Source organism: Streptomyces sp. NPDC048392, assembly GCF_043200575.1.
Classification (GTDB): Bacteria; Actinomycetota; Actinomycetes; order Streptomycetales; family Streptomycetaceae; genus Streptomyces.
The window spans coordinates 1-16,724 of record NZ_JBICYB010000033.1 but is presented as its reverse complement, the minus strand read 5'-3'; the positions used below and the strand labels follow the sequence as shown (position 1 = coordinate 16,724).

Annotated in this window: 24 protein-coding genes and 2 pseudogenes; 5 read left to right on the top strand and 21 right to left on the bottom strand. The window is 71.3% G+C overall.

Annotated elements, in window-relative coordinates:
• Positions 1 to 148: 148 nt before the first annotated feature.
• The 19 genes from ACGFYH_RS30315 to ACGFYH_RS30225 form a co-directional block, all read right to left on the bottom strand.
• Positions 149 to 574 (bottom strand): hypothetical protein, encoded by a 426-nt coding sequence (locus ACGFYH_RS30315; protein WP_393806373.1) that lies wholly within the window; start codon positions 572 to 574, stop codon positions 149 to 151.
• Between the two features lie 302 nt (positions 575 to 876).
• Positions 877 to 1,077 (bottom strand): hypothetical protein, encoded by a 201-nt coding sequence (locus ACGFYH_RS30310; RefSeq protein WP_393806372.1) that lies wholly within the window; start codon positions 1,075 to 1,077, stop codon positions 877 to 879.
• A gap of 61 nt (positions 1,078 to 1,138) precedes the next feature.
• Positions 1,139 to 1,270, bottom strand: a complete 132-nt coding sequence (locus ACGFYH_RS30305; protein WP_393806371.1) for a hypothetical protein — start codon at positions 1,268 to 1,270, stop codon at positions 1,139 to 1,141.
• 77 nt (positions 1,271 to 1,347) lie between these two features.
• Complete coding sequence (locus tag ACGFYH_RS30300) at positions 1,348 to 1,692, bottom strand: hypothetical protein (RefSeq protein ID WP_393806370.1); 345 nt, start codon at positions 1,690 to 1,692, stop codon at positions 1,348 to 1,350.
• 38 nt (positions 1,693 to 1,730) lie between these two features.
• Positions 1,731 to 2,237 carry a hypothetical protein gene (locus ACGFYH_RS30295; protein ID WP_393806369.1) on the bottom strand — a complete coding sequence of 169 codons (507 nt, stop codon included), beginning with the start codon at positions 2,235 to 2,237 and terminating at the stop codon, positions 1,731 to 1,733.
• An 8-nt stretch (positions 2,238 to 2,245) separates the two neighbouring features.
• Complete coding sequence (locus tag ACGFYH_RS30290; protein WP_393806368.1) at positions 2,246 to 2,395, bottom strand: hypothetical protein; 150 nt, start codon at positions 2,393 to 2,395, stop codon at positions 2,246 to 2,248.
• On the bottom strand, positions 2,395 to 3,543 hold the full coding sequence (locus ACGFYH_RS30285; protein ID WP_393806367.1) for a conjugal transfer protein: 1,149 nt from the start codon (positions 3,541 to 3,543) through the stop codon (positions 2,395 to 2,397). Before ACGFYH_RS30285 ends, ACGFYH_RS30290 begins: the two co-directional genes overlap by 1 nt.
• Positions 3,540 to 4,268: a DUF6907 domain-containing protein gene (locus tag ACGFYH_RS30280; RefSeq protein WP_393806366.1), complete on the bottom strand. Its 729-nt coding sequence runs from the start codon at positions 4,266 to 4,268 to the stop codon at positions 3,540 to 3,542. Before ACGFYH_RS30280 ends, ACGFYH_RS30285 begins: the two co-directional genes overlap by 4 nt.
• Complete coding sequence (locus tag ACGFYH_RS30275; RefSeq protein WP_393806365.1) at positions 4,265 to 4,534, bottom strand: hypothetical protein; 270 nt, start codon at positions 4,532 to 4,534, stop codon at positions 4,265 to 4,267. Before ACGFYH_RS30275 ends, ACGFYH_RS30280 begins: the two co-directional genes overlap by 4 nt.
• A 90-nt stretch (positions 4,535 to 4,624) precedes the next feature.
• Positions 4,625 to 4,858 carry a hypothetical protein gene (locus tag ACGFYH_RS30270; protein ID WP_393806364.1) on the bottom strand — a complete coding sequence of 78 codons (234 nt, stop codon included), beginning with the start codon at positions 4,856 to 4,858 and terminating at the stop codon, positions 4,625 to 4,627.
• 41 nt (positions 4,859 to 4,899) lie between these two features.
• Positions 4,900 to 5,520, bottom strand: a complete 621-nt coding sequence (locus ACGFYH_RS30265; RefSeq protein WP_393806363.1) for a hypothetical protein — start codon at positions 5,518 to 5,520, stop codon at positions 4,900 to 4,902.
• Positions 5,517 to 5,837 carry a hypothetical protein gene (locus ACGFYH_RS30260; protein ID WP_393806362.1) on the bottom strand — a complete coding sequence of 107 codons (321 nt, stop codon included), beginning with the start codon at positions 5,835 to 5,837 and terminating at the stop codon, positions 5,517 to 5,519. The genes ACGFYH_RS30265 and ACGFYH_RS30260 overlap by 4 nt, the downstream gene beginning before the upstream one ends.
• Positions 5,838 to 5,898: 61 nt before the next feature.
• On the bottom strand, positions 5,899 to 6,144 hold the full coding sequence (locus ACGFYH_RS30255; RefSeq protein ID WP_393806361.1) for a hypothetical protein: 246 nt from the start codon (positions 6,142 to 6,144) through the stop codon (positions 5,899 to 5,901).
• Positions 6,145 to 6,360: 216 nt separating this feature from the next.
• Positions 6,361 to 9,183, bottom strand: coding sequence for a YfjI family protein (locus tag ACGFYH_RS30250; protein WP_393806360.1), 2,823 nt, complete (start codon positions 9,181 to 9,183; stop codon positions 6,361 to 6,363).
• Positions 9,173 to 9,481 (bottom strand): hypothetical protein, encoded by a 309-nt coding sequence (locus ACGFYH_RS30245; RefSeq protein ID WP_393806359.1) that lies wholly within the window; start codon positions 9,479 to 9,481, stop codon positions 9,173 to 9,175. The genes ACGFYH_RS30250 and ACGFYH_RS30245 overlap by 11 nt, the downstream gene beginning before the upstream one ends.
• A 98-nt stretch (positions 9,482 to 9,579) precedes the next feature.
• Positions 9,580 to 10,017, bottom strand: coding sequence for a hypothetical protein (locus ACGFYH_RS30240; protein ID WP_393806358.1), 438 nt, complete (start codon positions 10,015 to 10,017; stop codon positions 9,580 to 9,582).
• Positions 10,014 to 10,214 (bottom strand): hypothetical protein, encoded by a 201-nt coding sequence (locus ACGFYH_RS30235; RefSeq protein WP_393806357.1) that lies wholly within the window; start codon positions 10,212 to 10,214, stop codon positions 10,014 to 10,016. Before ACGFYH_RS30235 ends, ACGFYH_RS30240 begins: the two co-directional genes overlap by 4 nt.
• Positions 10,214 to 10,966 carry a hypothetical protein gene (locus ACGFYH_RS30230; protein ID WP_393806356.1) on the bottom strand — a complete coding sequence of 251 codons (753 nt, stop codon included), beginning with the start codon at positions 10,964 to 10,966 and terminating at the stop codon, positions 10,214 to 10,216. Before ACGFYH_RS30230 ends, ACGFYH_RS30235 begins: the two co-directional genes overlap by 1 nt.
• Before the next feature lie 14 nt (positions 10,967 to 10,980).
• The gene (locus ACGFYH_RS30225) at positions 10,981 to 11,325 is read right to left on the bottom strand and encodes a helix-turn-helix domain-containing protein (protein WP_393806355.1); all 345 of its coding nucleotides are present in this window, start codon (positions 11,323 to 11,325) and stop codon (positions 10,981 to 10,983) included.
• Positions 11,326 to 11,426: 101 nt separating this feature from the next.
• On the opposite strand from ACGFYH_RS30225, the gene ACGFYH_RS30220 reads away from it, so the two are divergent.
• A complete protein-coding gene (locus tag ACGFYH_RS30220; protein ID WP_393806354.1) occupies positions 11,427 to 12,140 on the top strand; it encodes a helix-turn-helix domain-containing protein in 714 nt (237 codons plus the stop codon).
• Between the two features lie 5 nt (positions 12,141 to 12,145).
• On the opposite strand, the gene ACGFYH_RS30215 is transcribed toward ACGFYH_RS30220, so the two are convergent.
• Positions 12,146 to 13,627, bottom strand: a complete 1,482-nt coding sequence (locus ACGFYH_RS30215) for a recombinase family protein (RefSeq protein WP_393806353.1) — start codon at positions 13,625 to 13,627, stop codon at positions 12,146 to 12,148.
• A gap of 42 nt (positions 13,628 to 13,669) precedes the next feature.
• Here ACGFYH_RS30215 and ACGFYH_RS30210 point away from each other — a divergent pair.
• The 4 genes and pseudogenes from ACGFYH_RS30210 to ACGFYH_RS30195 all read left to right on the top strand — a co-directional run.
• A pseudogene (locus tag ACGFYH_RS30210) lies at positions 13,670 to 14,278 on the top strand (ATPase, T2SS/T4P/T4SS family); the annotation flags it as partial.
• Between the two features lie 5 nt (positions 14,279 to 14,283).
• Positions 14,284 to 15,180 carry a type II secretion system F family protein gene (locus tag ACGFYH_RS30205; RefSeq protein WP_393806352.1) on the top strand — a complete coding sequence of 299 codons (897 nt, stop codon included), beginning with the start codon at positions 14,284 to 14,286 and terminating at the stop codon, positions 15,178 to 15,180.
• A complete protein-coding gene (locus ACGFYH_RS30200) occupies positions 15,177 to 15,974 on the top strand; it encodes a type II secretion system F family protein (RefSeq protein ID WP_393806351.1) in 798 nt (265 codons plus the stop codon). Before ACGFYH_RS30205 ends, ACGFYH_RS30200 begins: the two co-directional genes overlap by 4 nt.
• A gap of 117 nt (positions 15,975 to 16,091) precedes the next feature.
• Positions 16,092 to 16,196, top strand: a pseudogene (locus tag ACGFYH_RS30195) (DUF4244 domain-containing protein); the annotation flags it as partial.
• 243 nt (positions 16,197 to 16,439) lie between these two features.
• Here the strand turns inward: ACGFYH_RS30195 and ACGFYH_RS30190 are convergent.
• On the bottom strand, positions 16,440 to 16,634 hold the full coding sequence (locus tag ACGFYH_RS30190; RefSeq protein ID WP_393806430.1) for a DUF397 domain-containing protein: 195 nt from the start codon (positions 16,632 to 16,634) through the stop codon (positions 16,440 to 16,442).
• Positions 16,635 to 16,724: the final 90 nt, after the last annotated feature.

Sequence of the window (16,724 nt, the reverse complement as noted above, 5' to 3'; positions counted from 1 at the left end):
GGTCCCCCCCCAGGGATGGTGAATGGTGAGGGGCCATCATCCGTCAAATGGGGGGCCAGTGAAGGCGTGGTGATGTTGCTGTGACACGACGACGCCCCGACCGGGAACCCATGCGGTCGAGGCGTCGTCGCGCGTCTGTGGGGGAGCGTCAGCAGCTCTCGCCGTCCTTGACCGCGAACAAGGTCACGAACGTGTCGGTTGGGTAGGCGCCGGGCACGGGTTCCTGGCTGCAGACGGTCCAGTTGCGGTCCAGGATCTGAAGACGGCCCTGGCCGCTGGCGTCCTGGTCGTCGAGAGCGTAGAAGCCTGCGGCCTGTGCTGCGTCCTGTGCAGCCTGGAGGTCCTGGCCGACGAGGTCGGGCAGCGTCCCGGTATCGCTGGCTCCTGCGGCAGTGTCGGACGTGTCGGTGTCCGTCTCCGTGGTTTCGGCAGGGGCCGTCTCCTCCTTGGTCGGGCTACTGCTGGCCTCGGTGACGGTGTCCGGCGTGTTGGGGCCGGAGCTTTCGCCCTCGCAGGCGGTGAGCGTCAGCGCGGCGGCTGCAGCGAGTGCTGCGGCGATGGTTCGGTTGCGCATGGTCCCCCCAGGTTTTTCGATGCTGGCGGGACCATGGTCCGGCATATGCGGGCCTGGTGATGCCGGTGTGTCTGTCCTGTGACGTCTGGGTCCGCGCAGGGCGCAGCGCCAGCAGCAAACCCGCTCTGTGTGAGCGATGGGTTGCCCTGCGCGGACGTGTGTGGATGCCAGAGCCCCCAGGCCCGTGAGGGGCGCTGGGGGCTCCGGTCCGGGCGCGACTCCGGATACTGCGCTGGGTAGCCAGTGGTGCCGTCTGCGGGCACAAGTGTTCACCGGGATCGTTGCACCTGTCTGACCTGGGGTCAAGCGGCGACGCGAACCGCGCGTTTGGCGGCGAGGGCAGCGACGTCTGCGGCGGCGTACCAGGGCTGGCGCGGGCTGCCCCCGGAGCGGGTGAGGTGGCCGCGGTGGACGATGGAGCGGAGGCCGGTCAGGGTCACGCCGAGGACGCGGGCGGCCTGGTGGGCGGTGAGGTGGCCGGGGCGGATGATCTGTGACTCCATACGCCCCATGATGCGGCAGGGCCCGCCGCGGTTGGATGCCGCGGCGGGCCCGGGCGGTCTGCTACTTCTTCGGCTTCTTCGGGTCGGGCTGCGCGGGCTTCCGATACCCGCCGCGGGAGGCCTGGTACGTCGTCTCGTGCCCCTTCAGCCGGGGGTCGTCCTGCTTGATCGGCTTGGGAAATCCGAGTGCCATGATGGCTGCTCCGTCTCGTGGTTGGGATGGGACCGGGGCGGCCGGACGTCTTGGCGGATGACGGCCGCCCCGGGGTCTTAGGTGTCCTGGTCGGCGGTGCGCGCGATGTGGACGTGGGTGTGGTTCGGCCGGTCTGGCGGCGCGGTCTTGTAGATCAACATCCCCTTCTGGCCTTCGAGAGGGGCCACGCCGATCAGCTCGTGACCTGCGCATTCGCGGCAGGAGGGGCGGTCCTCTCCCGGTGGGGGAGGGGCGGACGAATCGGACACGCGGCGAGTGACCGACCACCAGACGGCCACCGTGCACGCGATCACCGTGCCGAGAATCCCGGCCGCATCCGACCAGGCGAACAGCACGCCGAAGAAGACGGCGAGTAGCAGCACGACGACGACCGCACCGCCCAGCGCGCTGCGCTCCTCCACCTCGGCCGGCTCCTCGGCAGCCTGCTTCCGGCGCCCCATCACAGGGCCCCGTACACGGTGCCGCCGAGCCAGTTCGCCGCCGTCGCTAGCGGCACCGCGGCGAACCCTGCGACGCCGGCCGACGTGCCGAGGGTGATGCCGCACCAGGCGCCGCGCTTGATCGTGTCGCCGTGCTTGCTCTTCTTTGCTGAGACGACGACAGCGACGGTGAGGATCAGCACGATGGCGACGCCGGGCCCGGTGAGGGGCAGGAACGTGCCGCGGGCGGCCAGCTCCCCGGCGCTGCCGCCGACGCCCCACACGAGGGCCGCGTCGCCGAGCCAGTTGGAGAGGCCGAGGACGGCGCTGGACGCGGTGCCGATGAGGCCGCCGACGCCCAGGGTGGTCAGCGCGCCGTAGGACCAGGAGAGGAGGAAGGGCAGCAGCTCGGCGGCCTGCCGGGCGGGGTCCTTCATGAGGGCCTTGCGGCCGGGCCACCAGGTGAACAGTTGGTGGGCGAGGAGCATCAGGCCGACGGTCACGCCGCCGTAGGTGACGTAGTTCATGGGGTCCTTCAGCGGAGGACGGCGACGCCGAGCGCCGCGAGGGTGAGGATGAGGGCGACGGTCCCGGTGATGCGGGGGACGTCGTGGAGCGCGACTGCGCACAGCCCGAAGAGGGCGAGCGTCGCCGAGGCGGCGAAGAACGCGGCGGCGAAGGGCATCAGTTGTAGCCCTGGCCGCCTTGGCCGATCTCTTCGTCGCGCTTCACGGGCGCATCCGGCTGCTCCTGGGCGCGCTTCGCGGCCCGGGACAGGGCGGTACGCACGTAGGGCTCGGTGACGACGAGACGCCGGTGCCGCTCCACTTGCTCCACGATCGCCTTCGCCTTGGCGTCCGGCCCGAGGGCGGATGCGGCTTCCACGACCGCGGCCTCCAGCGTGACCGGTTCCAGAGCGGGCGCAGGGGTGGTGACCTGCTGATGCGCGGGTGTATCAGCGCGCTCTACCTTGTACTCGGGAGGTCGCTCGGCGAGGACCAGGGCGACGACGATGGGGTCGACGTTGACGCCGTAGGTGCCGAGGACGGTGGCGAGTTCGGCCGGGCGCGCATCAGGTCGCGCGTCGGCGGCGAAGCGGATGGCGTCGGCGGGGTCCATCTCGGCGAAGCGGACGCGCAGTACCTCGGTTGCCGACGCGGAGCGGGGCCGGGCGGGCGGCTCGACGGCGGCCGCTGCGGGGGCGGCGCCGTACATGGAGGCGAGGGCCGCATCAGCTCCGTCACGGACCCGGGTGCGCTGGACGTCAACGAGGCCGGCGCCCAGTTCGGTGTCGCCGACGCCGACGTAGCGGGCGAGCCTCCAGTAGCGGCGCTGCGCCATCCACTTCTTCGCCTTGCCGGGGTGGCCTTCGGCGACCGCGCGGTGGAAGGCGAGCTGCCGAGCCGTGTCGGCGTTGCGGCGCTGGGTCTCGGCGTCCACGCCGGTGGTGAAGACGACGACGCTGCGGGCGACGAAGGACAGGCCCTCGGCGGCGCCGGACATGGCCAGTGGGGTGACCGCGTACACGGCGGCCTCCCGCGGGGTTCCGGCGATGGTGACGCCGATGCAGGCGGCGGAGGCGGGGGCGAGCCACATGCCGAGCCGGACGACGGTGGGCGAGGACTGCCCGAGCATCGTCCGCAGCAGCATGACCAACCCCAGGATGAGGGTCAGACCTTCTCCGGCGGCGACGACGCCCGCGGCGGTGGCTTGGCGGTGGAACTCGGTGACGGCGTTGGTGTAGGTGCCCCAGGCGCCGGCCGCGCCGACGACGACCATCAGGACAGCGGCGACGATGAGGACGACGCGCTGGCCCTTGGTGAGCTGCCTCATCGCTTCTCACCTCGCAGGTGCGCAAGGTCGGCGAGCGCGCGATCCAGGCGAGCGGCGGCGACCCGGAGGGCCCGGGTGATGTTCCGGCCGTCCTCGGGGGTCACGGTGGCGTCGATGTCGAGCTGGAAGGCCAGCAGTGGGAGCGCCTCGGGGTGGATCTCGCCGTGCGGGGCCTGGGTGATGCGGGCCTCCATGATCGGCGTCTGACCGTTCTGGGAGGTGACGGCGGCCGCGGTGATCACGGGGCCGTTGTGGGTGGTGTCGGCGAGGTAGCCGACGGTGTCGTCGTCGTGGCCGACGCACCAGGCGGGCTCGGGCACGGTGACTTCGTCGTGGTCGTCGGTGTTCAGGGTGACGGTGCCGTCGCCGTACCGCGGGTCCTGCGAGATGCGCGGGGGCGCCGGGGGGCGGGTGTACGCCCGGTCGATGGCCGAGTCCAGTTCGGCGGCGTGCTCCGGGGCGATCCGCTCGGCGACGACGGCGGCTTCCCGGTGCAGGTCGATGATGGAGGCGGCGCCGAGGTAGCCCTCGACTTCGCGGCGGACGTCGAGGACGGTCATCTCCTCGAGTGGGGGTTCGCCGCCCATCTGGGCGTGGCCGACGGCGAGCGCGGCGCGCAGCTGCTCGCGGGACAGCGGGAGGGCGATCTGGACGACGGCGAGGTTGTCGGCCTGGTCGTCGCCGACGACCTCGGTGGGCCCGAACACGGGCGGCACGGCGCTCATCGGCTGGCCTCGGTTTCGGCGCCGAGGGCACGGAGGAGGATGCGGAGGGACTCGGTGAGGGCGCCGTGGGCGCGGGAGTAGCCGAACTCGTCGAAGGTGCTGCTGTCGCCGTAGGCGTCGAGCATCTTCTGGGCGACGCGGATGGCGACCTCGAGGTCGGTGCTCTCGCGCAGCTGGTCGCGGACGGCGATGGCGGCGGCCCCGTAGAGGGGCTCACGCACGTTGATCTGCGCGGTTTCGGGCGCGCTAAGGTTTCGGTGGTCCATGACGAGGTCCGATCTCGTTCGTGGGCTGGAGAGGTCGGGCGGTGCGCGCGCCGGGGGCTGCAACCCCCGAGCTGCTGCCCGGCCTCTCGTTTATGTGGTTGTGGTGCCGCCGGCCTTCCGGCGTTCGTGCTTCTTGATCGCCTTGTCGACAGCGTTCCAGCTGAGGCGGAGGTCGCGGGCGACGTCGGCGACGGTGCCGAGGTCGGCCACTCCTTCGAGTAGCGCCTCGGCGCGACGGTCGGCGGCTTCGGTGACGAGGCCGTTGAGCTGCTGCAACAGCGCGTCCTCGTCGTGGATCCGGTCCCGCCACGGCTTCGGTTCCATCACCGCTACGCTAATCCAACCCGGGGTTGGATGCAAGATCCTCACGCTACCTCTTTCGGCTGGAAGTGCAGCAGCGTCAGCCAGTCCTGCTCCGACTCGTACCGGTATCCGCACCACCGGCACGACACCCGACTCTGCCCGGGCAGCCGAGAGACCACGGCCCCACACACGACGCCCTCGCCGTCGACCACGACGCACGTGCCGAGGCGCTGCGGGCGGGGCGCCGGATCACCGACGATCGAGCGCGCGGCCAGCTCGAGCTCCCGCACCTCTCGCGCCAGCTCCCCGGCCGCCGGGTAGTTCAGGACGATCCACTCCAGCTCCATGGCCAGCCATCGGCAGTCCGCGGCGAGATCGGCCGGCGGCGGCGCGCCGTGATGCGGCCACCGGACGCGCTGCACGTCGACCCGCCAGAGGTGGATCACCTCGGCGGCCCGCGCGGTGTTCACCGTGTCGAGGACGTCCTCGTCGAGCGGCGACCGGGGGCCGGCGGCGGCCGCCGTGACGAACTCGGCGGGTCCGGACCGGCGGGGCACGAGGCACTCGGCTACCTCGTCGTACACCTTGGGCAGTTCGGCCAGCCGCTCGGCGAGCCGCTCGGCGTGGTGGTCGCACAGGTAGCGGCCGTCCGTCTCCTTGCCGCAGATCTCGCACTCGGTCACAGCAGACCGTCCCGGCGCGCAGCGTCCTCGACGCGGTCCAGGCCGTCGTACACCTTCAGCTCGAGGTCCCGCACGGACGCCTCCAGCAGCTCGGCCGAATGCGGTCCGCCCGGCGCCGGGACGGAGGGCGGTGCACCGAGGCGGTACAGGCGGAAGCTGCTCAGGTACCGGTCGCCGGCCAGCCGCTTCAGCGTGGCCTCGGCCCGGGCGATGCTGCGGCGGGCGTCCTGGCTGGCCCAGTAGGCGTGCATCAGGTTCATGCACTGCGCGCCGGTCAGCAGCCCGACGGCCAGCACCAGCGTCTCGTTCGTAGTCACGGTCCCCTCCTTGTGGTGTGCTGGGCGGAAGGCCGGGCCTGGTTGGGACAGGCCCGGCCAGCTACTGCTCGGCGCCCGGGTCGTGGTTCGGCCGGTAGACAACGCTGCGCCGACAGTGCTGGAACGCGCTCTCGTCAATGGCCATGGGCGGGACGAGGGTGCCGCCGTCCACGACGGGCAGCAGGGTGTCCTCGCCGGCCGCTGTTACGGCCACCTGCCATGCGAGAACGGGGTCGAGGTACTCGGCGCCGTCGCTGTCGGTCTCGTGGACATACCAGCCGGGTGCGGCTGAGATGAAGCTGGCCATGTGATCTCCCTGGGTGCGGGTTGTTTCCCTTTTTTCCATGCGATGCAGAGGCGAAGGTCTGCGAGAGGCCTTCCGCTGCTTACGGCCCGCGCACGCTCACCCCTTCCGTTGATTACAGAGAGTAATAATTACTTCTAAAATGGCTTACGGGGAGACCTGTAAGTAATCAAGGGCGGTTCTGGGCCCTCCCCGAGGCATGGAATTAATGGAAAGAACTCACCTCCGCTCGGCCGTGAACGTGTCCGGATGGGCGACAAAGCGGGCCTTCGGCGGGCGCCCCCGCGCTCCCTCCGGCCTCGGAGGCGGCTCGATCCGCCGCACCCAACCCGCGTGCTCCAGGACACCGAGAGCGGCGTCAACGTCCTCCATGGCGGTGCACCACTTCTGGCCGCGCACAGCCTTCTCTACGTCCTTCGCGGCGAACCGGCCCCGCTGGTCGGTCCGACGAACCCAGTCCAGGACAGCCCGCGCAGGACCGAGCTTGGACTGTCGCTCCTCCGACATCAGGTCGGCGACGAGCCGCGCGTGCTGGATCAGGTACGGCACCAGGGCGATCGCGTCGCCCATGACCTCGCCGCTCACGGTCAGCGTGGTGGGCTCCTCGTACAGGGCGAGCACGGCAGCGATCCGCAGCACCTGCCCTGGCAGCTTCTTCGCCCACCCCTCGACGGCGGCGAGGTCACCGTGGGCCTTGTGCCGGGGCTCCAGCGCCTCCCAGAAGGAGCGGAACGCGGCCTGCGCCGCCGGATCGAGGCCCATCACCCGGTACTCGGGGTCATCGTGGACGGCCTGCATCAGTCGAACGACGGCGTTGTTGTAGGCCGCGCTGACCTCCTGCGGGATGGGTTCGCTGTCGTATGACCGGTCGCCGACCCGGCTGGTCGGCATGGCGAAGATGAACCGCGCCATCAGGCCGCGGGCCTCGAAGACGTCTCCGGTCTCACCCATGCCGGTCAGGAACCCAGGTTGCACGGCCAGGCCGAGGCTGAGGTTTGGGCGCTCGAGGAGCACGGGTGGGCCGCTCTTGCGGTTGACCGAGTGCGTCTCGTGGCTCCAGGCCTTGAGTACGATCTCGGGGTTGGCGTTCTTGGAGTACCGGCCGCCGACGTTGCCGAGGAAGGAGCCCTCGGTGGAGAGGATCGCGAGCCGCTCACCCTGCTCGGCGATCAGGTCGATCGCGGCCTCGGGCGTGGTGTCGTCGGCTACGAGCTGGGTGTGTACGAGCGGGTCGCCGAGCTCCTCGAGCTCCGAGTACACCGCGTCCAGGTTGAGCTTGGCCTTCGCCCGGGTGGCAGAGTCCCGCGCCTTGATCACGCGGTTCTCGGCTTCGGTGACGGTGGACTCCACCATCTTTCGGTTCCGGCGGTCCTTGACGACGGCCACCTTGTCGGCCTCGCGGCGCCGCTTCTCCTCGGCGTAGATGGGCTTGCCCATCAGCCCAAGGGCTGGGGACTTCATCTCTCCCGGGGCGGCGACGGGCATCGTGTATAGCGTGACGGGCTCGGTCCAGTCGGGCTTCGGGCTGACCGCCCGGCGGCCGCCGATCGCGGTGGACGCCGCCGCCATCCCGAGCCACGCCGGGAGATCGACAGGGACCTGAAGGCTGGTCGCCACCGCTTCAGCCATCGCTCCTACGCCCCGCAGCCGCGCGGAGTCGAGCGGCAGCGGCGCCGGCGGGGCGAGAGGAACCGGCTCCTCCCACCCCACGCTGTCCTCGGCATGGACGCCAGTCGTCCAGTCCGAGGACCGGGCGCCCTCTTCCTCGTTGAACGTGGCCCACATGTCGTCCTGCGGGGCGTAGTCGTGCCGCTCGTCGTCGTTGAGGCACCGGCGCTTCACCTCGGAGAGCACGGGCCCGGGCAGGCGGCCGGCCGGACCGTGGGTCGCACGGCCCGCGGCGGCGCGCTTGATGTCGCGGGCGGCCTCACCTCTGTCTCCGCCGTAGTGCAGGTGCGCGTACAGGGTGCCGACCGTGAGTTTCTGCCCGGCAGGCTGAGCACCCGTGGGCAGGTCCGCCCGCTCGGACCAGTTCACGGCCACGTGGTCGTCGCAGGACAGCGAGTAGGCGCTGCTCGGCCCGTCGCCTCCGGCGGTGGGGCGCAGCCACCTTTCGCGGCCGCCGGCCTGCCCGACGTAGGTCCAGCCCTCGGGCTCGAGGAGATCGCGGAACGTCAGCATGTCGGCGAGGATGTCGAGGGGGCCGTCGCCGCTGTGCAGCCCGGACGGGCGGGCATGGCGCGGCGGAGGAACGGTCGCGCCCGTGCGGCGCGCCTTGCGCTCCTGCTTCTCCCGCGTCGCCTGCTCCAGAGTGTTCCGGGCGGCCGGGGCGAGGTCGGCGACGACCGTGGCGAGGTCGGTCAGTTCGTGGACCTCGCCCGTGCCGGGGCCGATCGCTGTGGGCCGCTCCAGGCCTTCCTTGCGGTTGACCGTGCCGGGGACCTTCATCAGCCGGTCGAGGTTGCCGACCTCGACGTCCCACGACCAGCCGAGCCGGTGCGCCTGCGCGGCGAGGATCGCCTGCAGACCGGTGGTCACGGCCTTGACGCGCTGCCGGCCCTCCTCGGTCTGTACGAGGTGGTTCTCGGCGAGGACCCAGACCGGGTTGTAGCCGCCACCGGTGTGCGCCCACCCGGAGGGAGTGGGCAGGCCCGACTCGGCGACGACCTTCTGGACGCCCTCAGCGTCGGGCGGGGCGGGCAGGTCGTCGGGGCCGGGCTTGTGGCCGATGGTGCCGTAGTCCCCGTCCGCCCACAGATGCGTCAGGCCGTAGGCCAGATCCTCGCCTCCGCGCCCCTCGGCGGGCTTCTCGCGGAGGGTGGTGACCTGTGCGTACACGCCCTTGGCGGCGCGCTTGTCCAGGGCGACGGCGTAGTCGGCGGCCGTGGCGAGGCCCGCGGCGTCGGTGGTGAAGCGGCGTCCTGCCCAGCCGTCCTTGTCAGAGCAGATGCTGAGGTAGCCGGGGCAGCCGCTGTACAGGTGCATCAGCCAGTCGTGGACGACCTGCCGGTCGGCGGTGGGCGGTCCCATCTCATCGGTCACGCTGCACCGCCGGGAAGTAGTAGACGCCGGTCGGCCGGCTGACGCAGCGCGAGGTGCGGGGGCAGACGCGCGGCGCCGAGGCGAGCCCGGCGGCGTGGATGTGCTGGTGGTCGCAGAACGGGCAGTCGACGACGAGGAGCGCGCGCGGCTCGCCGTCCTCGAACTGGGTGTCGCGGTACGCGACGACGCGGGCTGCGGCGGCGGCCATGCCGAGCCGGACGGGCCGCCGCTGGATCGGCGCCTCATCCTCCTCGGTGCCCTCCCCGAACAGCGGGAGGACGCTGGTGGTGCTGTTCACGAACTGCTCTCTTCTACGAGCGGGGCCTATGGGGTTCGTGAGTGCGCGCGCGGCCCCGGGCCAGGGGGAGTGGTCCGGGGCCGCAGTGCGCTCCCCGGTCAGCCGGGGGTTCGTGTCCGGTTGAGCGGCTGCGCGTGGTCGGCGGCGTAGTACCGCATGTACTGCTGCGCCTCGGTGGCGACGTAGGCCCACCGGGTCCCGGCCGGGACGTGGATCTCGACGGCGCGGGCGGCGAGGAAGAACCGCGAGGCGATCGCGGCGCCGAGGCTCATGCCGACGCGAAGGGCGTCTTCGCCGAGGCGGACGACCGCGGTGTGGCAGTCGGTGGAGTACCGGGTCTGCTCGTGCAGGTCGCGGGAGACCTGTGCGTGGGTGTCGTAGCGGCCGGTGAGGTCGACGGTGACGACGAGGCGGACCTCGGCGACCGGCACCTCGATGGGCGGTCCCTGCGGGGGCGGCGGGGTGTCGTCCGGGACGGTGGCGACGGGGGCGGGGCTCAGGCCGGCGGGCCACTCGCCGGGGCGTCGTTCGGTCATGCTGCCCTCCGTGCCTCGGGCTGGGTGAAGGCGGTACGGACGATGGCGCGCTGCTCATTGCTCAGGGGAGGGGCGGCGGCCACGATGCGGTCGATGCGCGCCCAGTAGGCGGCGTTCCGCTGGGGGTCGTCGAAGCGGACCGGGCGAGCCGGGGGCGTGGCGACACCCCCGGCTGCCGTCACCTTGGTGGCGGCCATCAGGCCTGCGCCTCGGGGGAGACGATGTACCGAATCGCGTCGAGGATCTGGCCGCGGTTCGGCGCCTTGTCCAGCGCCACATCCAGAGCGCGCAACGCTAGTGAGAACGCGGCCGAAGACTCCTGTTGCCCGTCGCTCTCGTCGAGCGGGGTGGCCGCAGGGACGACGCGGCAGGCGACCTGACGACGGTGGACGAGCAGCGAGATCAGCGCGCCGATTCCGTCGGTGGCCTGCTCGTCGATCCGCGCGAGGTCCTGCGGGCCCTCCGGGTGGCCGTCGTGGTCGGCGAACACGCGGGCGCCGAGCTCGACCGTGGCGTCGAGCATCCGGCGGATCTCGTCGACCTTCGCGACCAGCTCGGCCTGGCTGTCGAAGTCGGTGCCCCGCAGGTAGACGGCCGGACGGCGCTCGTGCGGGTCGTCGCTGGACAGGGCGGCGAACCCGGCGTCGAGGATGCTTTCGCCGGTGCCGTCGGTGACCTCCAGACCGCGCCCGGAATGGTTGTAGTGGTCGTAGTGCGGGCCGACGGCCTCACAGTCCCGGTACACGGGGCACGGGGCCTCGGCGGTGCGGGCGGCGGCGAGCGCCTCACGGCCGCGCTCCTGCAGGTCGGGGTCGACGTGCGGGAGGTGCGCCTCGACCTGATCGAGGATGGCGTTCACGCGGGCCGGCCGGGTGAGGGCGGGCTCGGCGCCGGTGCGCTGGTCAGGTCGGGTCGACGTCGCCGTTGACGTCGGTACGATGTGCTGCATGAGCGTCTCGTTTCTTACTTAGCGGTAGGTGCGGAGTGCTCGACAGAGGCGGCCGGCTGGACCCCGGCCGCTTCGTCGTTTCCAGTGGCAGTCGCTCCCGACTGGACCTCGGGAGCGCCCGCGACATCGCGCTGCGGGATGTACGGGCTCAGCAGCCGTGCCAGCTCTCGCAGCTCAAGTACGAGGGCCAGGCGGTAGAGCGCCTCGACAGACAGTTGCTTCTCGCCCCGCTCCACCTTGGACAGGTGGCCTGGGTCGATGTGAGCCCGCTCTGCAACAGTTCGCAGCCCCATGCCCTTGGCGGTGCGGACTGCACGCAGCGGGGAGGTACTGCGCAGTGATGGTGATTTGATGCGCATGAGTGGAGAGTAGGCCGCCTGTTGGCTGTGGTGCAAGCGTGAACCAACATCTGTGTGCATAGATCCTGCGACAGTGTTGGCTGGTGGTCTACAGTGAAGGCATGCCTAAGAAGCTGAAGCCGAGTGGTGACGCGCTCAAGCACTACGCGTTGACCGTGAACCAGGTCGTCTCGCACAACCTGAGTCGGGCCCGTCGCAGTAGGGGGTGGACCCAAGAGGAGACGGCAGCTCGATTGGAGGCCGTGAGCGGAAAGAAGTGGACTGCAGCCACCTTGAGTGCCTCAGAGCGAGCCGTTGCGACAGGTCGCCCTCGAACCTTCGACGCAAACGAATTGATCAGCTTTTCGCGCGTTTTCGAGTATCCAGTCGGGTACTTCCTGCTCCCTATCGAGCCGCAGAGTCATAGCGGAGAGCGGCAGTTTCTATACCTGCTCACGCGGCTCGGGGAGGTGGACGGCGTTCAGACTGAGCGCCTGTTGGAAATGACAGACTTGCTTTATTCGGTCATTCCGTTGAGGTACCCGGCGGTCGTAGTCGACACAGTAAACAGGCTGCTTGCCGACAAGGGGATCGTGTGGCAGCCAGACGCTCGGGTGGAGTGGGACGACGGTTCGGACGTCGACTACGAGACCCTCCAATACCTGGAGCACGAGTATGAGAACGATCCCGTAAGCCTCGACGACTGGAAGACAATCACGGCGTTCGCTGAACTGAGTAAGAGGATTCCGGCGGCGAAACTGCTTAGGCTCATGGCTGATGCAGTGGAGGAGCCACCAACGGATGAAGGAGTATCCTTCGAGGACACCCCTTTCTGACGGTGCTACCTAAGCCACCGGAAGACAACGGCGTCGTAGTCGAAGTACCCGCCGTCCGGCATTCGCCCCGGCCGAGGCGTCTTCAGCGTCACCTCCACCAAGGCCCGCAGCACCGCTCGCTGTCGGTCCAGTTCCAGCGCCTTCCAGGCCACCCGCACATCCGGAGCCCCCACCAGGCCGGCCAGCGGGTCCGCGGTCGCCGCGCGAGCCAGCTGCTTGGTGACGCCCTCCAACTGCCCTCGGGCCGTGTCCGAGGCGATGCCGTACTCCATGTCGCCCATCTCGCCCGCGCCGTACCGGCCCGCCAGGTTCCGCAGCCGCATCCGGATCTGCTCGGCCTCGACCTGAAGGGCGCCCACGTCGACCCCGTCGGGGGCGGGCTCGAGCAGATCGTGCGCGTCCGGCTGTGACAGCCGCTCGACGATCGTGTCCTCGACATACTGGTCGACAACCTCAGCGCGGCGGCCGCCGCCGTGCCCGGTCTGGCATCGGTACGACGGGAAGCGCCGACCGCCGGACTGGGTGACGTACACGAAGTGCGGGCAGTCGCCGCGGCCGCACCGGTACAGCATCGACCCGAGCCATTTCGGCGTCGCGCCGGGCGTCGTCCTCCGTGCGGGGTCCTTCAGGATGGCCACGACGGCCCTGTACTTCGCCTCGTCGACGATCGCGGCCCACTTGCCCTTGCCGACCTCCTCGCCCTTGTAGACGGCGATTCCGGCGTTCCTGGGCCGGATCAACATGTCCCGCATGTCCTGGTGGGTGATCGGGTTCCCGCGGGTGGTGAGGATGCCCTTATCGGCGCACCACTTCACCAGCGACCGCACCGACGCCCCGGCGAGGATCTCGTCCGTCCAGTGGCGCAGCGCCTCAGCTTCCTCAGGCACGGCCTTGGCCATGTCCAGCTCCGGCACCTCGACCTCGTCGCCGGACTTCCGGTCGACCCGCTTCTTCACCTCGCCCGTGGGCACGCCCCAGCCGAACGGACGGATGCCGCCCGCCCACTCCCCGGCCATGGCCTTCTGCTGCCGGGCGCGGGCGACGCGGTGGCCCTTGTGCTCGGACTCCTGGCGGGCGACGGCGCCGAGGATCCGCGCGGTCATCCGGCCGGACGGCGTGGCGAGGTCGATCGTCCCGGCCTGCACGGTGTGGGTGGCGATGCCGCGGCGCTCGGACAGGTTGATGTACTCCTCCAGCTCGGTGGGGGAGCGGTGGAGCCGGTCGGTGTGCCAGACGATGACGACGGTGGCCTTGCCCTCGTCGAGGTCGGCGAGCATCTGCCGGTAGCCCTTACGGAGCTTCCCGGAGTACGCGGACACGTCGTTGTCGACGTACACCTCGAGGACTTCCCAGCCGTTCCGTTCGGCGAGAGCCTCGCAGTCCTCGCGCTGGCGGTCGACGCCCAGGCCGGCGCCGGTGCGGTCCTGGCTGATGCGGCAGTAGATGACCGCGCGCGTCTGGGTGTCCCCCGTCTGGGTGCTCTTCATGTCCTGAGTCTGCCTCAGCAGAGGCGCTACTGCCACAGGTTCGGGAAGACGACGCTGCTCAGCGCCCTGCTCGGGCTCGTCGGACCGCAGGAGCGCATCGTGCTGGCGGAGGATTCGGCCGAACTGCGACCGGACCATCCGCACGTCGTCCGTCTGGAGACCAGACCGGCGAACCAGGAGGCCGCGGGCCTGGTCACCCTGGAGGACCTGGTGCGGCAGGCGCTGCGCATGCGACCCGACCGGCTGGTCGTGGGCGAGGTGCGCGGGCCCGAGGTGGTCCACCTGCTCGCCGCGCTGAACACCGGCCACGAAGGCGGCTGCGGGACGGTGCACGCCAATGCCGCCGCTGACGTACCGGCCCGGCTGGAGGCGCTCGGCACGACCGCCGGCCTGGACCGTGCGGCGCTGCACAGCCAGCTCGCGGCGGCCCTCTCGGTGGTCCTGCACCTGGTCCGTGACCGCGCGGGACGGCGCCGGATCGCCGAGGTGCACGTACTGGAACGGGACCCGTCGGGGCTGGTGCGGACAGTACCGGCGCTGCGGTGGGGCCCAGAGGCCTTCGTGGCCGAACGCGGCTGGGAGCGGCTGCGGGAGCTGCTGCGCGGTGAAGGGCTCGCGGAGCAGACCTTCGGACGGGAGGAGCAGAGGTGACGAGCATGACGGGGGCGGCTGTGACCGGGACGGACGAGCTGTCGACGGGCGTGGCCCTGACGTGCCTGGGATCGGCCGCGTGGCTGGCGGGCGGTTGGCACTCCGGCGTACGGCGGGCGCGGCTGGTGCTCGCCGAGGACCGGACGGGTGGGGCGGTCGGTACCGGACCGCCCCCGGCGCTCCGGGTGGCGGACGCGCTGCGGCGTGCTCGTGGCCGGCTGAGGCCCGAGTGGTGGGCACCGGCCGCCGGGCTGGTGCTGGCGCTCCTGGGCGACTCGGTACTGCCGGTCGTCGCGGGTGCCGCCGCGGTGCCGGTGGTGCGGCGGACGCGACGGGCCGGCCGGGCGAGGCGGGCCCGGGAGCGCCGGCAGGACGCGGTGATCGCGCTGTGCGGGACGCTCGCCGGAGAGGTGCGGGCGGGTCGGCAGCCGGGCGAGGCGTTGCTGTGCGCCGCGCGCGACACCGCTGGGCTCGGTGACGCGCAGGCGGTGGTGCTGGCTGCGGCCCGATTCGGCGGGGACGTCCCCGGGGCGCTCGCGGTGGCGGCCGGACAGCCGGGTGCCGAGGGGCTGCGGGCACTCGCGGCGTGCTGGCGGGTCGCGGTCGACCAGGGCGCGGGGCTCGCGGCCGGTCTCGACCGGCTGGAGGGCGCGCTGCGCGCCGAGCGGGACCAGCGTTCCGACCTACGCGCCCAGTTGGCGGGCGCGCGGGCCACGGCCGTGATGCTCGCCGGTCTGCCGGCCCTCGGCCTCCTGCTCGGCGTCGCCCTCGGGTCCGACCCCCTGCACGTGTTGCTGCACACCGGAGCCGGGCTCTGCTGTCTGCTGGCCGGGGGAGTTCTGGAGAGCCTGGGCGTGTGGTGGGTGACGCGGATCGTGCGCGCGGCGGAGGCGGCGTCGTGAATGGCGACCTTGTCCACAGGCTGGGGGCAGTGGCGGGGGCGGTACTCGTCGCCTGCTGGCTGGCGCGGGTTCTCGGAGCCACGCGGGGGGACCGGGCGCTGCGCAGACGGCTCACCGGACTGCTGGCACCGGAACCGGTCCGCCACGTCCCGCGACGTGCCGAGATGCTGACCGCAGTCGGGGGCCGGCTGCCGCTGGTGGGCACGGTCGGTGCCGGCTGGGCCCTGGTCGGCGGTGTCGCCGGCGTCGTGGTGGGGCTGGTGGGTGCCGCCGCACTGTGGCGGTGGAAAGCCCGGCGATCGGTCGCCGGTACGGCGGCGGAGGAGGCCGCTGCCGCGGAGGCGGCCCGCCAACTGCCGTTGGCGGCCGATCTGCTGGCGGCCTGCATCGCGGCCGGCGCGAGTCCGGTGGCGGCCGCGCGTGCGGTCGGCGATGCCCTGGACGGGCCGGTCGGGGACGCGCTGGGGCGTGGCGCGGCGGAGGTGCGGCTCGGCGGCGAACCGGACGCTGCCTGGCGAGGGTTGGCCGCCGTTCCGGGGGCTGGGCCCCTGGCGCGCCTGTTGCAGCGTGCCGAGGTGTCGGGCCTGCCCGCGGCCGGCCCGGTCGCCCGGCTCGCCGCCCAGGCCCGTGCCGACTGGGCCCGCACCACGACGGCCCGGGCCCGTCGAGCGGCCGTCATGGTCACCGCGCCGGTGGGGCTCTGCTTTCTGCCCGCGTTCATCGCGGTGGGTGTACTGCCGGTGGTCATCGGGCTGGCCGGCGGGGTGCTGGGACCCGGGGGAGGGGGTGGTTGACGGTCGGGGAGTGCCGACGCGTAGGCGGCGGGCGAGTGTCCGACGGATGAGCATCGGACGAGTAGCGGACGACGGACGAGCAAGTGAACAGCAGGATCGAGCCTTACGGGGGTTGCGATGTATCAGGTGGTGCGGGCACGGCTGCGTGCCCTGGTGTGCGGAGTACGTACGGCGCTGAGGCGACAGGCCGCGCGGCGGGACGCGGGAATGGTCACTTCCGAGTAGTCGAATGTGTGACCATGCATCCTCCGGACCCCTCTAGCCTGCCCGTCCGCTGACCTGCCCAAACGGACTGTTTGCGCAGGTCGCAGGGCGTTTGCGGCGCCCTGGAGGCGGCGGTCGTCCGTCGGCTGGCGTCGGAGCGCGCAACGGCCCTGGTGGGCGCCCTACGCCCCACACACGGCCAAGAGCGCCTGATCTCACGCGACGATCAGGCGCTCTTGAACACTTCTTTTGCTCAGCTCGCTACGGCCGGTTGAAGCCGCCGTCCATGACGCCCTGAACGAAGGCGCTGAACTCGGCGGCGGACAGGACTAGGGCCGGGCCGTCTGGGTGCTTGCTGTCACGCACCGCTCGGCCGCCAGGAAGGGCGGCAACCTCCACGCAGTTGCCGTTGTTGCCGGAGTACGAAGACTTCGAGGTTGTCTCACGTGGCGTGATGCTCGTGCGGCATGATGTCGGTCGTGAGTGCTGATCTGTCGAAGCGGTTGGTTCCTGACGAACTCTGGTCCCTGACAGCTCCGTTGTTGC

Excerpts from the sequence above, each read along its gene's own strand:
- ACGFYH_RS30315 (WP_393806373.1), bottom strand. The coding sequence starts at position 574 with ATGCGCAACCGAACCATCGCCGCAGCACTCGCTGCAGCCGCCGCGCTG.
- ACGFYH_RS30310 (WP_393806372.1), bottom strand. The coding sequence starts at position 1,077 with ATGGAGTCACAGATCATCCGCCCCGGCCACCTCACCGCCCACCAGGCC.
- ACGFYH_RS30305 (WP_393806371.1), bottom strand. The coding sequence starts at position 1,270 with ATGGCACTCGGATTTCCCAAGCCGATCAAGCAGGACGACCCCCGGCTG.
- ACGFYH_RS30295 (WP_393806369.1), bottom strand. The coding sequence starts at position 2,237 with ATGAACTACGTCACCTACGGCGGCGTGACCGTCGGCCTGATGCTCCTC.
- ACGFYH_RS30290 (WP_393806368.1), bottom strand. The coding sequence starts at position 2,395 with ATGCCCTTCGCCGCCGCGTTCTTCGCCGCCTCGGCGACGCTCGCCCTC.
- ACGFYH_RS30285 (WP_393806367.1), bottom strand. The coding sequence starts at position 3,543 with ATGAGGCAGCTCACCAAGGGCCAGCGCGTCGTCCTCATCGTCGCCGCT.
- ACGFYH_RS30280 (WP_393806366.1), bottom strand. The coding sequence starts at position 4,268 with ATGAGCGCCGTGCCGCCCGTGTTCGGGCCCACCGAGGTCGTCGGCGAC.
- ACGFYH_RS30275 (WP_393806365.1), bottom strand. The coding sequence starts at position 4,534 with ATGGACCACCGAAACCTTAGCGCGCCCGAAACCGCGCAGATCAACGTG.
- ACGFYH_RS30270 (WP_393806364.1), bottom strand. The coding sequence starts at position 4,858 with ATGGAACCGAAGCCGTGGCGGGACCGGATCCACGACGAGGACGCGCTG.
- ACGFYH_RS30255 (WP_393806361.1), bottom strand. The coding sequence starts at position 6,144 with ATGGCCAGCTTCATCTCAGCCGCACCCGGCTGGTATGTCCACGAGACC.
- ACGFYH_RS30240 (WP_393806358.1), bottom strand. The coding sequence starts at position 10,017 with ATGACCGAACGACGCCCCGGCGAGTGGCCCGCCGGCCTGAGCCCCGCC.
- ACGFYH_RS30235 (WP_393806357.1), bottom strand. The coding sequence starts at position 10,214 with ATGGCCGCCACCAAGGTGACGGCAGCCGGGGGTGTCGCCACGCCCCCG.
- ACGFYH_RS30230 (WP_393806356.1), bottom strand. The coding sequence starts at position 10,966 with ATGCAGCACATCGTACCGACGTCAACGGCGACGTCGACCCGACCTGAC.
- ACGFYH_RS30225 (WP_393806355.1), bottom strand. The coding sequence starts at position 11,325 with ATGCGCATCAAATCACCATCACTGCGCAGTACCTCCCCGCTGCGTGCA.
- ACGFYH_RS30220 (WP_393806354.1), top strand. The coding sequence starts at position 11,427 with ATGCCTAAGAAGCTGAAGCCGAGTGGTGACGCGCTCAAGCACTACGCG.
- ACGFYH_RS30215 (WP_393806353.1), bottom strand. The coding sequence starts at position 13,627 with ATGAAGAGCACCCAGACGGGGGACACCCAGACGCGCGCGGTCATCTAC.
- ACGFYH_RS30205 (WP_393806352.1), top strand. The coding sequence starts at position 14,284 with ATGACGGGGGCGGCTGTGACCGGGACGGACGAGCTGTCGACGGGCGTG.